This is a genomic window from Mycobacterium sp. NGS54, assembly GCF_059812465.1.
Genome location: NZ_JCALCS010000006.1, coordinates 389,700 through 404,984 on the forward strand (window position 1 = coordinate 389,700; position 15,285 = coordinate 404,984).

The window sequence follows — 15,285 nt, forward strand, 5'->3', positions numbered from 1 at the left end:
CCGGGCCGTCAGCCCCGCTGGCCGCGCCGCCACAGCACCCAGACCGGGGGCGCGACGCCCAGTGCGATCAAGACCAGTGCCCCGTACGCCATCAGTCCGCGGCCGCCCAGGATCACGTCGTCGCCGGGACCGCCCATGCTCAGCACGGCGACCGTCAGCAGCCACGTCCACAACGGCAGCGCTGCCACCCGCGCGGAGCGGGTCCACAGGCCGGCCGCCCACACCAGCGCCGCGTTGACCAGACCGCTGGCCAGTGCGCTGATGGGGAAGGGAGTCGCGCCTATATAGGAAGGAAGCAGCAGCGCGCCGGCCAGGGCCGAGAGAATCCCGTCTACGGCCAGCAGCGCCAAAACGACGAAACGAATCGCGGGATCCGTCGCGCCGCCGTCCTGGATGGACGCGGCGCGTGGCTTGGTTTCGGTCAGGTCGGGACGCTGTCGACGTTCGCGAGTATCGAGCCGATGACCCACTGCAGGCTGTCGAGCCGGTCCTGCCAGTGCTGCATATTAGGGTCCAGGTCGGGGTCCATTCGAATTCCTTCCGTGGCTGCCTGTTTGGCAGCCTACCGCGTCGCGGCGGCGGTCAAACCGAGTCCCGCGAGCAGATCCGTCTCCCAGCCGCGCGCGTCGCGCTCCCCCGCGGAACCGGCGACCAGGACGTAGTGCTCCTCGGCGAGGATGGGCAACGCCAGGTTGTTCGACAGCGCGAGGGCCCGGCCCGTCGGGCCGACGACGAGCTGGGTTTCGTGCGCGGCCAGGGCGGCGATCTTCGCCGCGAGCGCATCCGGGGCGGCCTGCACGACGGCGTCGATGTCGGAATCCGCGTATCCGAAGTCGAATTCGTCTTGCGGCGGGACCATCCAGTCGAGCAGCAGGTCGTCGCGATCCAGCTGCTGCCAGCCCGCCTGGAACGCGCTGGTGGCCAGGACCGTCCAGTAGAACTTCGGCACCGCCCAGGGCCGGCCCGGGTAATCGTCGGTGGGGGCGGCGGCGACCGCGGCCGTCGTGACGGTGTGGGTGTGGATGTGGTCAGGGTGCCCGTAACCGCCGTTGGGGTCGTAGGTCACGACGACGTGGGGGCGCTGCTCGCGGATGATGTCGACCAGCGCGCCGACGGCCTCGCGTTCGTCGGCGTCGATGAACCTCTGGCGGCCCCGCCTCGGGGTGCCCTCCATGCCCGAGTCACGCCAGCGGCCCGCGCCCCCGAGGTAGCGGGGCGCGTCGACGCCCAGCTCTCGCAACGCGGCCGTGAGCTCACCGATCCGGTAGCCGCCGAGTTGGTCCGCGCGGTCGACGGCGAGCTCGGCCCACCGGTCGCCGATCACCTCGCCCTCCTCGCCGAGCGTGCAGGTGACGACGCGCACCTCCGCCCCGCGGGCGGTGTAGTGGGCGATGGTGGCGCCGTTGGCGAGGCTCTCGTCGTCGGGATGCGCATGGACGAACAGCAGCCGTGGAGTCTCGGGCATGGAGGCACCCTACCTCCGCGTCGCCGACCCGCAGCGAATAGGAACGCGGGCGGCTACTATCGAGAAATGCCGCAGCTAACCCAGGATCGGAGCAGCACCCGGCGCCGCCGACGTGGCGAGGTGCTCGAACGTGCGCTCTACGAGGCGACGCTGGCGGAGTTGGCCGAAGTCGGCTACGGCGGGCTGACGATGGAAGGCATCGCGGCGCGCGCGCACACCGGCAAGGCGGCGCTGTACCGGCGCTGGTGCAGCAAGCATGATTTGGTGCACGCCACCCTGGTGTACGCGCTGCCGCCGGTGCCCGAGCTGCGACCCGGCCGGTCGCCGAGGGAGAACCTGCTGACGCTGTTCACCGCGCACCGCGACATGCTGGCCGGTAAGACCACGTTCCCCGGCCTCTACGTCGTCCAGCAGCTGCTGCACGAACCGGAGATGCGCACCATCTTCGCCGATGCCGTGGTCGCCCCTCGCCTCAAGATCGTCGAGTCGATCCTGCAGGCCGCCGTCGAGTGCGGCGACCTGGATCCGGCCACGATCACGCCGCTGACCGCCCGGGTCGGACCGGCGTTGCTCAACCACCACTTCCTGCTCACCGGCGAGCCGCCGAACCGGCGGGAACTGGCGCTGGTGGTCGACACCGTGATACCGCCGCGGTCGCCCGCGGCGGCCGGCAGCTAGGCCACGAACAGGCCGGCGAAGTCGGCACCCGCGGCCAGGGTCTGGTCGAAGATGCCCTCGATGCCGCCGATGTTGCCGCCGTTGAAGACCTGCGCACCGGTGCCGGTCAGGACCGTGCCGACCGCCGGGAACTGCACACCGCCCAGGAAGCTGTTGAGCGTTTGCTCGCCGGTGAGCACGAACAGGTTGGGGATGTTGAAGAGCCGGTTCAATCCGCCGTTGAGAGCGGTGTTGCTCCCGAAGGTGGCTGTCTCCCAAGCCAATTCGTTGTTCATCAGGTTGGCGTTGAAGCCGAGCTCCGCGGGGATCAGGTTGGACAGGAAGTTGAGCTGACCCGAGGCCAGGCCCTGCAACCCCGCGGTGGGCGCCGCCACCAGCGCCACCCCGAGGTTGGGCGCCCCAGCGAGCAGCGACCCGTTCAGGCCCCCGTTCAGTGAGGCCTGCAAGCCTGCCGCGTTGATCCCCGCCGTCAACGCGGCTTGAAGGGACCCATTGCCGGTCGCCGAGGTCGCGACTGCGCTGATGGCGTTGAGGTCCCATAGGAACTTGGTGTCCAGGGCGCCCAAGAACCCGCCGAGGGTGCCGCCGGCGATCAGGTTGGCCGGGGTGCCGACGGCAAGGCTGGCCAGGATGGCGCCGCCGGTGGGCAGCTGCGCGCCCAGCAGGCTGTCGAAGGTCACCTCTCCGGTGCCCAGCACCGTGTTCCAGAAGTTGAAGAAGCTGTCGATCGAGCCGCCCAAGGCGCCGGTGCCGCCGAAGAGCGCAGTCTCGAGCGCGGTCTCCTGGGCGACCAGGGCCGTGTTGAGGCCGAGCTCGTTGGTGATCAGCGCCGTGTTGAAGCCGACCTCCATCGCCTGCAGCTGGGTGAGGAACGCGGGCACGTTCGGCGCCGTCAACAGCACCTGCCAGGGCGCGACCAGGTTGGCGAACAGCGTGGGAAGCCCGGCGATCCCGACGCTGATGCCCCCGTTCAATGCGGCGTTCAGCTGGGCGCTGAGCCCGTTGAGCCCGGCCATGATGTTCACGCCCAGGCTGGGGCTCAAGCCGAGGGCGCCGCCCAGCATGTTCAGCGCGGCGGTCAGGTTGGCCGGCAGGGTGATGCCGCCCGACAGGGCCGGCAGGCCGGCGGTCAGGTTGCCGATCAGCGACCCACCGGTCTGCAACGCACCGGACAGTGCCGCGCCGAGGCCGGACAGGCTGCCACCGAAGCCGCCCGAGAGCGCGCCGTTGATCGCACCGTTCAGCCCGGCGAGCCCACCGGTGAGGCTGGCCTGCAGCCCCGGGAACCCGGCGGTCAGGCTTGTCACCAGCGCATTACCGGTCTGGGCCAATCCCGACAGCCCGCTGCTGATGTCCGCCGCCAGGGTGGCGCCGAGGGGCCCCAACCCCGAAAGGCTGCCGCCGAGGCCGCCCGACAGCGCGGCATTGATCGAGGCGCTCAGGCCCCCGAGGCCGCCGCTGAGGCTGGCGGCGAGGCCCGGCAACGCGAGGCTCAGTCCGCCGGCCAGCCCGGCGCCGAGGTTCGCAGCGAGCGTGTTGGCGGCCTGGATGAAGCCGCCCAACTCATTGCCGAAGTCGGTGGCGAACGTCGCCACGAGGGGCCCGAACCCGCCAAAGCCGGCACCCAAGGTGCCCGACAGCGCGCCGTTGAGGGAGGCGTTCAGCCCCGACAGCCCGCCGCTCAGGCTGCCCTGCAGGCCTGGCAGCGCGGCGTTGAAGCCGCCCGCCAGCCCGGACAGCCCGGTGCCGATGTTCGTGGCGATCGCCCCGCCGGTCTGGGCCAGGCCCGTCAGCCCGCTGTTCACGTTCGTCGCGATCGACGCACCGAGCGGCGCCAGCCCGAGGACGTTGGCGCCAAGGCTCCCCGATACCGCGGCGTTGAGCGAAACCCCGATCGCGTTGAGGTCGGCGCTCAGGCTGGCCGCCAGCCCCGAGATCCCGCCGCTCAGGTCGATGCCGAGCGCGGGCACCGCGCTCGCCAGTGTCTGCACGACGTTTACCTCGGCGGCCGCGTAGCTGCCCGCGCCAGCGCTCAAAGTTTGAACGAACTGCTGATGAAATAGCGCGGCCTGCGCGCTGAGTTGCTGGTAGCCCGAGGCGTGCGAGGAAAACAATGCGGCAATTTCCGCCGAAACCTCATCGGCGGCGGCGGGCAGCAGGCCCATGGTCGCGACGGCCGCTGCGCTGTTGGCCGAACCGATAACGGCAGCAAGGTTCGCCAAATCCGTTGCCGCGTCGGCAATCAGCTCTGGCGCTGCAATGAGAAACGACACTATGACCTCCCCGGTTCACCCCACGACGATCGCTATCCGACTGTTTCCCGCGCAGTCGCTTCGCGATGGCCGGAGCGTATCGAAATGGCGCAGCGAAAACGCGTGTTTGCACTAATGAATTTTGTGGGTATTGACACCGATTGATTCGTAGTGAATTCGTTACTTTTGGTTCGCCCGGGGCGGCGTCGCGACCATTTCTAGAAAATGGTCGTTTTCATTATCTGGAACGGGCGCTTACGGCCCTGTTTTGATCCATTGGCCGGCGTCTCCGACGATGCCGACGGGGACCGCGCCCGTCATGCTGACGTTTTGCACGCTCGGCCCGGCCGCGACGATCGTCGTGTCCTGCAAGATCGGCAACACCGTGGACATGTTCCACAGCCGCGGTTCGACCGCGGTGATCACGTCGTTGATGCTCTTGGCGCCGTTGAGCGCGGCATCGATGTTCGACTGAATGCTGCGGTCGCAGATTCCGGTGAGGTTCGACGGCGCCTGCACCAGGGCGCCGGGCTCGGGCGGGCGGCTGGGCGGCGTCTGGGTGGGCGTCGTCGTGGCGGTGGCGGCCGGCCCGGTGGACGGTGTGGGCCCGGCCGTGGGGGTCGTCGTTGCCACGTTCGAGGTCGGGACCGTCGTCGTCTGCAGCGCGGGGCAGCCGTAGCGCGAGGCCAGCAGCGTCGCCAGGTTTCCTCCGGCCCGATGCCAGCCGACGATCGCGTCCACCTGGTTGTTGGCCAGCGCGTCGCGATACAGCGTCACCGGGTCCAGCGCCAGCACGGTCGCGCCGATGCCGACGTTGCGCAGCTGGTCGGCGGCGGTGTTGGCCACCGCGACCGAGGTCGGGTCGTTCGTCGCCACCCCGATGACCAGCGACAGCTGCTGGCCGTCCTTGCTGATGCGGCCGCGGGTGACTTCCGGCGGCCCGGTGCTCGCGGGGGTCGGCGTCGGCGACGCCGTCGTGTTGGGTTCGACCTTGTATCCGGAGCTCTCCAGCAACGCCAGCGCTGCGGGCGTCGTCATCGCGGGCGGCGCGGTCGGCTCGTAGCCCGGGTCGCTGGGCGCGCGGATCTGGGCCTGGTCCAGCGTGACCGTGTTGTCGCTGCCCGCGCCCACGGCCGCCAGCAGGTCGACGTCGAGCAGGCCCAGGATCGCCTTGCGGACCTGGGAGTCGGACAGCTTGGACTCGTTGGCACGCAGCGTGAGCTGCATGACCCGCGGCGTCACGATCCGCGCGGTGCGCACGTCCGGGATGGCCGACAGCTGCGCGAAGGCCGCGGAGCCGCCGTGCACCTGGGCCACCTGGGTGTCGCCGTTGCGCACCGAATCCGCCAGCGCGGCCGGCGCGCCGGCCCGGCGGAAGAGGATCAGGGCGGGTTTGGCGGGCGGGCCCCAGTAACGGTCGTTGCGGGCGATCAGGATCTCGTCGCGCTGCGGGTCGATGCTCTCCACCCGGAACTGGCCGCCGGTGACCGGCAGGGCCCGCGCCAGCCCGGCCCCGAATCCGCCCGGCACGTCCTTGACGATGTGGGCCGGCAATATGTTGCTGAACAGCTCTTTCCACGCCGGATACGGTTGCGCGAAGGTGACGACCGCCTGCTTGCCACCCTCGAGCGACTGCACCCCGGTGATCAGGTCGTAGCCGGCCGGATCGACCACGCCGGGCTGGCTGACCATCTGCCGCCACAAGTACCAGAAGTCGTCGGCGGCGATCGGCGCGTTGTCGGTCCACTGCGCCTCGGGCCGGATCTTGTAGGTCACCGTGAACGGATTTTGGTTGGTCACGTCCGCGGACACCAACAGGGTGGGATCCATCTCCCAGCGCGAACCCGTCGGCGTGGCGGGGTCCGGCACCGGCCGGAACGCGCTGGGCAACACCAGCGCGCTGATCGCCGCGTTCACCGGCGACAGGTCCGACAGCAGGTGCGGGTTGAACCCGGCGCCGATCGAGTCGATGCCCATGATGATCTGGGTGGGCCGCTGCGGCGGCGGCGCCGAGTTGTGCGGCGTGTCGGTGCTCTGCGGCGCCGGCGGCGGGTTGACCGTGCACGCCGCCAGCACCAGCCCCACCAGCGAGACCAGCACGCCGACCCTCAGGAACAGGCGGCTGGCTCGTCTCGGCACGCCCATCAGGGTATCGAGCAGCCGCTCAGCAGCCCGCCCAACCACGCCCTCGACGCGGCCCGGCGCCAAGCCACTAGCCCCGGGCCTTGGCCCGCGCCCGGCTGCGGGCCCGGGAGGTGGCGTCGAGCTCGACCTTGCGCACTCGCACGATCTCGGGGGTCACCTCGACGCATTCGTCCTGCGCGCAGAACTCCATCGCCTGTTCCAGGTCGAGCTCGAGCGGCTTGGCCAGCGTCTCGATGACGTCCGCGGTCGACGACCGCATGTTGGTCAGCTTCTTCTCGCGGGTCACGTTGACGTCGAGATCCTCTGCGCGCGGGTTGATTCCGACGACCATGCCCTCGTAGGTGTCCTGTCCGGGCTCGACGAAGAACTGGCCCCGGTCGGCGAGCTGGATGAGGGCGAACGGCGTGATGGCGCCCGACCGGTCGGAAACCAGCGAGCCGGTGTGGCGGGCCCGGATCTCCCCCGCCCACGGGCGGTAGCCGTCGAACACGGCGTTGGCGATGCCGGTCCCGCGCGTGATCGTGAGGAAGTCGGTGCGGAAACCGATCAGGCCGCGGCTGGGCACGACGAAATCCATCCGAACCCAGCCGGCCGCGTGGTTGGCCATCTCCTCCATGCGGCCCTTGCGGCCGGCCATCAATTGGGTGATCGCGCCGACGAATTCCTCGGGGCAGTCGATGGTCATCGCCTCGAACGGCTCGTGCAGCTGGCCGTCGATGGTCTTGGTGACCACCTGCGGCTTGCCGACGGTCAATTCGAAGCCCTCGCGGCGCATCTGTTCGACCAGCACGGCCAGGGCGAGCTCGCCGCGGCCCTGCACCTCCCAGGCGTCGGGCCGGCCGATGTCGACCACCCGGATCGACACGTTGCCGACCAGCTCGGTGTCCAGCCGGCTGCGGACCATTCGCGCGGTCAGCTTGTGACCGGACACCTTGCCCGCCAGCGGCGACGTGTTGGTGCCGACCGTCACCGAGATCGCCGGCTCGTCGACGGTGATGCGCGGCAGCGCGTGGGCGTGGTCGGGGTCGGCCAGCGTGTCACCGATCATGATCTCGGGGATGCCCGCCACCGCCACGATGTCCCCGGCGACCGCCTCGTCGGTGGGACTGCGCTCGACGCCCTCGGTGGCGAGCAGCTCGGTGATCTTGGCGCTGGTGATCACCGGCACCCCGTCGACCTCGCGCATCCAGGCGACCTGCTGGCCCTTGCGCAGCTTGCCGTTGTAGATGCGGATCAGCGCGAGCCGCCCGAGGAAGGCCGACGCGTCGAGGTTGGTCACCAGCGCCTGCAGCGGGGCCTCGGGGTCGCCCGAGGGCGGCGGGATGTGCTCCATCAACACGTCGAACAGCGGGTCGAGGTTGTCGCCGGCGGGCACCTCGCCGTCGGCCGGCTGTTCGGTGCTCGCGATGCCCGCCCGCCCGGACGCGTACAGCGTCGGCAGGCCCAGGGCATGCTCGGCGGCCTTGGCCGCCTCGTCGTCGAGGTCCGACGCGACGTCGAGCAGCAGGTCGTGGCTGGCGTCCACGACCTCGGCGATGCGCGCGTCGGGCCGGTCCGTCTTGTTGACGACCAGGATGACCGGAAGATGGGCGGTCAGCGCCTTGCGCAGGACGAACCGGGTCTGCGGCAACGGGCCCTCGGAGGCGTCGACCAGCAGCAGCACCCCGTCCACCATGGACAGTCCGCGCTCGACCTCCCCACCGAAGTCGGCGTGGCCCGGGGTGTCGATGACGTTGATCACGGTCACCGTCCCGTCCGGGTGATGGCGGTGCACGGCGGTGTTCTTGGCCAGGATGGTGATGCCCTTTTCCTTTTCCAGGTCACCGCTGTCCATGATGCGTTCCTGGGTGTCGTCGCCCCGGTGCGTCAGGGCGCCGGACTGCCGCAGCATCGCGTCGACCAGGGTCGTCTTGCCGTGGTCGACGTGGGCGACGATGGCGACATTGCGGAATGGCACGTCGGTGATTCTGGCAGCGGGGGCCTCAGATAGCGAACCGGGCTACCAGCCGCGACGGCGCGGCGCCGACCCGATCAACTCGTGGGTGTCCACCGCGTCACGGGTGCGGTACACGATGTACGGCCGGAACAGGTAGCCGATCGGGGCGCTGAACGCGTGCACCAGCCGCGTGAACGGCCACAGGGCGAACAGCGCCAGCGCGATCGCCACGTGAATCTGGTAGTAGAACGCCGCGTGCGCCATCAGGTCGCCCCGCGGGTCGAGGATCCAGATCGACCGGAACCAGACCGACACCCTCTGGCGGTAGTCGTGCAGCTCGCCGAAGTGGGTGGCGCCCGCCAGGGTGCAGCACAGCCCCGCCACCAGCGCGCACCCCAGCACCGCGTACATCAGCTTGTCGTTGCGGGTGGTGGCCGCGAAGACCGGCCCGTGGGTGCGCCGCCGGTAGATCAGCAGCCCGATGCCGACGATGGTGGCGAAGCCGGCCGGCACGCCCAGCAGCAGCGCCTGCAGGTGATAGAGGTGGTCGCTCATGCCGAGCGCCCGCGTCCAGGATTCCGGGACGAACAGGCCCATGACGTGGCCCATGATGACCAGCAGGCTGCCGAAGTGGAACAGCGGGCTGCCGATCGAGAGCAGTTTCGACTCGTAGAGCTGCGACGACCGCGTGGTCCAGCCGAACTTGTCGTAGCGGTACCGCCACCAGGTGCCCACGGCGGCGGATGCCAGCACGACGTAGGGCACGTCGTCCCAGAAGATCTCGATCAGCTTCATGTGAACCATCGTCAGGCCCCCTTGCTGCGCTTCGGCGGGACGGTCAGGGTGAACGGTTGCAGCCCAACGGCTTCCGTCGGGGGGCCGGCCTGCGCGAGGCGTTCGGTCCGGCGCGCCTCCTGGTCGGTCGCGGCCGGCAGCGTCGCGCAGACCGCCGCGACGGCGTGTTCGTAGGGCGACTCGATCTCCGCCAGGGCGCCGCGCAGCACATCGATCGGAATCCGGTGTGCCGTCAGCAATCTGCGCCCGGCGTCGGGGTCGACGGTAGCGGCGAATTCGAGCACGACGGGCAGGTGATCCGGCGCCTCGGAGCGGGGCGGGTCGACGCCCGCGTCGCGGTAGGCGGTGGCGAACGCCAACATCTCCCGGCCGCGGTTGCGGGTGTCCCCGGCGGTCCAGTACGTCAGGTACATGGTGGTGCGCCGGCGCATGTCGAAGGTCTCGACGTAGCGCGTGGCGGCGGACATCGGCTCGAGGGCGCGCAGGGCCGCGACCGTCCCACCGAGCAGCGCGGCCGCCGGTTCGCCGATGTGGCTCAACAATTCGTCGACGGTGTCCAGCCGATCGGCCAGGCCGTCATCCGGGTAAGCCAGCAGCAGCGACGCCGCCTGCCACACCAGCCGGTCGGCCATCACCCGATCGCTCGACCGTTCCCGGACCCGGGCCAGCAGCCTCATCGCTGCTGCCCCTCGGGAAACATCCCGGCCAGCGCCTGGCGGCCGTCCCAGTTGAGCAAGTTCACCCGACCGTTCCCGTTGCTGCTCTCGCCGCGCTGCCGCTGTTTGAGGGCGTGAAAGGTCTCCACGGCCACCGGGACCGGGTGAGCGCCGCTGCCCTCGCCGAACGGACCGGATTCGTACATTCCCGGGCCGCCCTCGCCCGACAACGAGCAGCCCATCTCCTCGAGATCACGCGCCTGAGCGCTGACGGCGGACGGAATGACATACCGCTCTTCGTATTTCGCGATGGCGAGCAGCCGGTACATCTCGTAGATCTGCTCCTCGGTCATCCCGACGGACTGCGGGATGTGCGGCTGCGTCTCGCGCCCGAGGTTGATGTCGCGCATGTAGGAACGCATCGCCGCCAGCCGCCGCAGCACGCCCTCGACGACGTTCGTGTCGCCGGCGGTGAACAACTCGGCCAGGTATTGCATGGGGATGCGCAGCGCGTCCAGCGCGCCGAACAGGTTGCCCAGGTCCTCGCCGTCGTGACCATCGCGGCTGACCGCGTCGACGACCGGCGACAGCGGCGGGATGTACCAGACCATCGGCATCGTCCGGTATTCCGGGTGCAGCGGCAGCGCCACCCGGTAGGTGTTGATCAGCGCGTACACCGGTGATCGTTGCGCCGCGTCGATCCACTCGTCGGAGATCCCGTCGGCCCGCGCGGCGGCGATCACGTCGGGGTCGTTGGGATCCAACAGGATCCGGCGCTGCGCCTCGTAGAGGTCGGTGTCGTTTTCCACCGACGCCGCCTCCAGCACGCGGTCGACGTCGTAGAGCACCAGCCCGAGGTAGCGCAGCCGGCCCACGCACGTCTCCGAGCAGATCGTCGGCAGGCCGACCTCGATGCGCGGGTAGCACAGCGTGCACTTTTCGGCCTTGCCCGTCTGGTGGTTGAAATAGACCTTCTTGTAAGGGCATCCGGACACACACATCCGCCAGCCGCGGCAGCGGTCCTGGTCGACCAGCACGATGCCGTCCTCGCTGCGCTTGTACATCGCGCCGGACGGGCACGACGCCACGCAGGACGGGTTGAGGCAGTGCTCGCAGATGCGGGGCAGGTAGAACATGAAGGTCTCTTCGAGCTTCAGCTTGATCTCGTCGCTGACCTTCTTCAATATCGGGTCGCCGGAAAGGATCTCGGGTGACCCGGCCAGGTTGTCGTCCCAGTTCGGTCCCCACGACACCTTCATCGGCTCGCCGCTGATCATGCTCCTCGGCGCGGCCGTGGGGAACGTGTCACCCGCCGGCGCCGTGGTCAGGTTCTCGTAGTCGTAGGTCCACGGCTCGTAGTACTCGTCGATGGTGGGCAGCTTGGGGTTGGCGAAGATCCGCAACAACTTGCGGATGCGGCCGCCATCACGCAGCCGCAGCCGCCCCTTCGTGTCGCGGATCCAGCCGCCGCGCCAGCGCTCCTGGTCCTCGTAGGTGCGCGGATAGCCTTGTCCCGGGCGGGTTTCGACGTTGTTGAACCACACGTACTCGGTGCCGCTGCGGTTGGTCCAGGCCTGCTTGCAGGTGACCGAGCAGGTGTGGCAGCCGATGCACTTGTCGAGGTTCATCACCATCGCGAGCTGCGCCATGACTTTCATCGCCTCAGTACGTCACTTCCTGGTTGCGGCGGCGCACCACCGTCACCTCGTCGCGTTGGTTGCCGGTCGGGCCCAGGTAGTTGAACGCGAAGGCGTGCTGGCCGTAGCCGCCGGCCAGGTGGCTGGGCTTGATCCGCACCCGGGTCAGCGCGTTGTGGTTTCCGCCGCGCTTGTTGTTGGTCTCGGTGCGCGGGGTGTCCACCGTGCGCTCCTGGACGTGATAGACGTACACCACGCCGTCGGGCATCCGGTGCGACACGATCGCCCGGCACACGTAGATGCCGTTGGCGTTGACCGCCTCGACCCAATCGTTGTCGTGCACCCCGATTTTCGCCGCGTCCCCGGGGCTCATCCACATCGTCGGGCCGCCGCGGGACAGCGACAGCATGTACAGGTTGTCCTGATAGGTGGAATGGAACGACCACTTCGAGTGCGGCGTCAGATACCGGACGGTGAGCCCGATGCCGTCCCCCGTCGGGCCGAGCTCCGGCTGGCCGAACAGCCGCGTCATGTCCAGCGGCGGACGGAAGACCGGCAGGTGCTCGCCGAGCTCCTCGACCCAGTCATGGGCCAGGTAGAAGTGCATCCGCCCGGTCAGCGTGTGGAACGGTTTGAGGTTCTCGATGTTGATGGTGAACGGGGCGTAGCGCCGCCCGCCGGTTTCGCTGCCCGACCATTCCGGGCTGGTGATCACCGGCACCGGACGCGCCTGGGTGTCGGCATAGGAGATGCGGCGCTCCTCGCTGCCCTCGGCCAGGTGTGCCAGCCGCTGGCCGGTGCGCTTTTCCAGCTCTCGGAAGCCCTCGACGGCGAGCCGGCCGTTCGTCGTCCCGGACAGCAGCAACAGCACGTCCGCCATCCGCTCCGCGCTGGTGACGGCCGGACGGCCGGCCGCCACACCGGAATTCATCACGCCGAACTTGGCGGCCAGTTCCTCCACCTCACGGAACGGCTGCACCGTGATGCCCTTGGCGGTCACGCCGAACGTGTCGACGAGCGGACCCAGGGTCAGCCACTTGTCGTAGACGGCGGCGTAGTCGCGTTCCACCACGGTGACTTTGGCCATCGTCCGCCCCGGCACGGGAGTGCCGCCGTCGTGCAGCCAATCCCGTTCGGTGCCATCGGGATACACCATCGCGTCGGGGGTGTCGTGCTGCAGCGCGGTGAGCACCACGTCGCTGCGAGTGCCCAGGTGGTCCTTGGCCATCGCGCTGAAGGCGCGGGCGATGGCGCCGAAAGCGTCGAAGTCCGAACGGGTTTCCCAGGGCGGGTCGGTGGCGGCGCTGAAGGCGTGCACGTACGGGTGCATGTCGGTGCTGGACAGGTCGGCCTTCTCGTACCAAGTGGCCGCCGGAAGCACCACGTCGGACACCAATGTGGTGGAGGTCATCCGGAAGTCGATCGACATCAGCAGGTCGAGCTTGCCTTCCGGGATGTCGCCGTGGCTCGCCGGCTCGGCCTGCGCGTTGGAGTCCGTGCCCAGCAGATGCCGGAGGAAATACTCGCCGCCCTTGCCCGACGAGCCAATCAGGTTGGCACGCCAAACGCTTAGCACCCGCGGCCAGTTGGCCGGGTTGTCCGGGTCGGTCACGGCCAGCTTGAGCGTGCGCTGCCCCAGCTGCTCGGCGACGTACTCGGCGACGTCGCGACCGGCGGCGCGGGCCTCGTCGGCGACCTCGAGGCTGGATCGGTCGAACTGGGGATAGAACGGGCTCCACCCCATCGCCACCGACGAGGCCAGCAGGTCCATCGTGTGCCTGCCCGCGAACCTGCCCCGCCCCACCGGGCTGGCCAGCTTGTCGGCGCCGTGGCCGTCGTAGCGCCATTGGTCGGTGTGGGCGTACCAGTAGGAGGCGCCGGGCACCTGCCGCGGCGGGCGCGACCAGTCGGTGGCCATCGCCATCGTCTGAAATCCGGTGAGCGGACGCACCTTTTCCTGGCCAACGTAGTGCGCCCATCCCCCGCCGTTGCGGCCCATCGACCCGGTCAGCATCAGCAGCGCCAGCACTGCGCGGTAGATGGCGTCGCTGTGGAACCAGTGGCAGATGCCGCCGCCCATGATGATCATCGATCGGCCACCGGATTCCTCCGCGCTGCGGGCGAATTCCCGGGCCACCCGGATCGCCTGTGCCGCGGACACTCCGGTGATCGGCTCCTGCCATGCCGGGGTGTTCGGCCGGCTCGGGTCGTCGTAACCGGTGGGCCAGTCGCCGGGCAGCCCCGGGCGGGCCACTCCGTAGTGGGCGAGCATCAGGTCGAACACCGTGCACACCAGGTTGTCACCGACGCGGCGCACCGGCACGCCGCGCGCCACCGTGCTGCCCTCGCCGTTCACGGTGTCGAAGCTGGGCAGGTGCACCAGCGCGGTGTCGCCCGACCCCAGGACGGTGAGCGCCGGCTTCAGCTCGCCGAGATCCAGGTTCCACTTCCCGACGCCGTCCTCCCCGTACCGGAATCCCAGCGAGCCCTGGGGCACCGCAACGGAATTCGTCGCCTCGTCGAACACCGTGGGCTTGAGCGCGGCGTTTTCGACGACGTCTCCGATGTCGGCCGCGGTCAGGTTCTTGCCCGGCACCAGCATCTCGCCGCGCCGTTCCAGCTTGATCAGGAACGGCAGGTCGGTGTAGCGGCGCGCGAAGTCGACGAAGAACGGAACCGGCTTGCGCACATAGCATTCCGACAGGATCACGTGGCCCATCGCCATGGCCAGCGCCCCGTCGGTGCCGGCGGCGCACGGCATCCACTCGTCGGCGAACTTCGTGTTGTCGGCGTAGTCGGGGCTGACGGTCACCACCTTGGTGCCGCGGTAGCGGGCCTCCGCCATCCAGTGCGCGTCGGGGGTCCGGGTGATGGGGACGTTGGAGCCCCACATCATCAGGTACGCCGCGTCCCACCAGTCGCCCGACTCCGGCACGTCGGTCTGGTCGCCGAACACCTGCGGCGAGGCCACCGGCAGGTCGGCGTACCAGTCGTAGAACGACGTCATCGCGCCGCCGATCAGCTCGACGAACCGCGAACCGGCCGCGTACGACACCATCGACATCGCCGGGATCGGCGAGAACCCGGCGACCCGGTCCGGTCCATAGGCCTTGATGGTGTGCACGTGGGCGGCCGCGATCAGTTCGGTCGCTTCGGCCCAGCCGATCCGCACCAGACCGCCCCTGCCCCGCGCCCGCTGGTAGCGGCGCCGGCGCTCGGGGTCGGCCTGGATGTCGGCCCACGCCAGCACCGGGTCACCGAGGCGCGCCTTGGCCTCGCGGAACATCTCGACCAGCACGCCGCGGGCGTACGGGTAGCGCACCCGGGTGGGCGAGTAGCTATACCAGGAGAACGACGCACCCCGCGGGCACCCGCGCGGCTCGTATTCGGGCCGGTCCGGGCCCACCGAGGGGTAGTCGGTCTGCTGGGTTTCCCAGGTGATGATCCCGTCCTTGACGTAGATCTTCCAGGAGCAGGACCCGGTGCAGTTCACCCCGTGGGTGGAGCGCACCACCTTGTCGTGGCTCCACCGGTCCCGGTAAAAGACGTCGCCTTCGCGGCCGCCCCGCCGGGTGACGGTGCGCAGATCGGCGGAGAACTCGCCCGGGGTGAAAAATCGCCCACTGCGTTCCAGTAGCTCCTCGAGCGGTCCACCAACGTGAGGTGTCACGGTCAAGAGAAAAGCCTCCTAGTAGATCCACGTTGTACTTCGCCGTCGGGT

10 protein-coding genes are annotated in these 15,285 nt (G+C 69.4%); 1 reads left to right on the forward strand and 9 read right to left on the reverse strand.

Annotated features, from left to right (window positions below):
- Positions 1-8: 8 nt before the first annotated feature.
- Together AC5Y5E_RS21035 and mshB are read right to left on the reverse strand one after the other, a co-directional pair.
- The gene (locus AC5Y5E_RS21035; protein ID WP_499904715.1) at positions 9-470 is read right to left on the reverse strand and encodes a hypothetical protein; all 462 of its coding nucleotides are present in this window, start codon (positions 468-470) and stop codon (positions 9-11) included.
- Between the two features lie 92 nt (positions 471-562).
- Positions 563-1,465, reverse strand: a complete 903-nt coding sequence (gene mshB, locus AC5Y5E_RS21040) for an N-acetyl-1-D-myo-inositol-2-amino-2-deoxy-alpha-D-glucopyranoside deacetylase (RefSeq protein WP_499904716.1) — start codon at positions 1,463-1,465, stop codon at positions 563-565.
- Between the two features lie 66 nt (positions 1,466-1,531).
- Here mshB and AC5Y5E_RS21045 point away from each other — a divergent pair, with 66 nt between their 5' ends.
- Positions 1,532-2,143, forward strand: coding sequence for a TetR/AcrR family transcriptional regulator (locus tag AC5Y5E_RS21045; RefSeq protein WP_499904718.1), 612 nt, complete (start codon positions 1,532-1,534; stop codon positions 2,141-2,143).
- Here the strand turns inward: AC5Y5E_RS21045 and AC5Y5E_RS21050 are convergent.
- The 7 genes from AC5Y5E_RS21050 to AC5Y5E_RS21080 all read right to left on the reverse strand — a co-directional run bounded on the left by AC5Y5E_RS21050 (position 2,140) and on the right by AC5Y5E_RS21080 (position 15,240).
- On the reverse strand, positions 2,140-4,416 hold the full coding sequence (locus tag AC5Y5E_RS21050) for a PE domain-containing protein (RefSeq protein WP_499904719.1): 2,277 nt from the start codon (positions 4,414-4,416) through the stop codon (positions 2,140-2,142). The two genes, AC5Y5E_RS21045 and AC5Y5E_RS21050, sit on opposite strands and share 4 nt — an antisense overlap.
- Before the next feature lie 234 nt (positions 4,417-4,650).
- On the reverse strand, positions 4,651-6,540 hold the full coding sequence (locus AC5Y5E_RS21055; protein WP_499905035.1) for an ABC transporter family substrate-binding protein: 1,890 nt from the start codon (positions 6,538-6,540) through the stop codon (positions 4,651-4,653).
- A gap of 67 nt (positions 6,541-6,607) precedes the next feature.
- Positions 6,608-8,497, reverse strand: a complete 1,890-nt coding sequence (gene typA, locus AC5Y5E_RS21060) for a translational GTPase TypA (protein ID WP_499904721.1) — start codon at positions 8,495-8,497, stop codon at positions 6,608-6,610.
- 42 nt (positions 8,498-8,539) lie between these two features.
- Positions 8,540-9,280: a respiratory nitrate reductase subunit gamma gene (narI, locus tag AC5Y5E_RS21065; protein WP_499904722.1), complete on the reverse strand. Its 741-nt coding sequence runs from the start codon at positions 9,278-9,280 to the stop codon at positions 8,540-8,542.
- 2 nt (positions 9,281-9,282) lie between these two features.
- Positions 9,283-9,948 (reverse strand): nitrate reductase molybdenum cofactor assembly chaperone, encoded by a 666-nt coding sequence (narJ, locus tag AC5Y5E_RS21070; protein WP_499904723.1) that lies wholly within the window; start codon positions 9,946-9,948, stop codon positions 9,283-9,285.
- Positions 9,945-11,585: a nitrate reductase subunit beta gene (gene narH / locus AC5Y5E_RS21075; RefSeq protein ID WP_499904725.1), complete on the reverse strand. Its 1,641-nt coding sequence runs from the start codon at positions 11,583-11,585 to the stop codon at positions 9,945-9,947. The genes narJ and narH overlap by 4 nt, the downstream gene beginning before the upstream one ends.
- A gap of 4 nt (positions 11,586-11,589) precedes the next feature.
- Positions 11,590-15,240, reverse strand: coding sequence for a nitrate reductase subunit alpha (locus AC5Y5E_RS21080; RefSeq protein WP_499904727.1), 3,651 nt, complete (start codon positions 15,238-15,240; stop codon positions 11,590-11,592).
- Between the last annotated feature and the right edge of the window lie 45 nt (positions 15,241-15,285).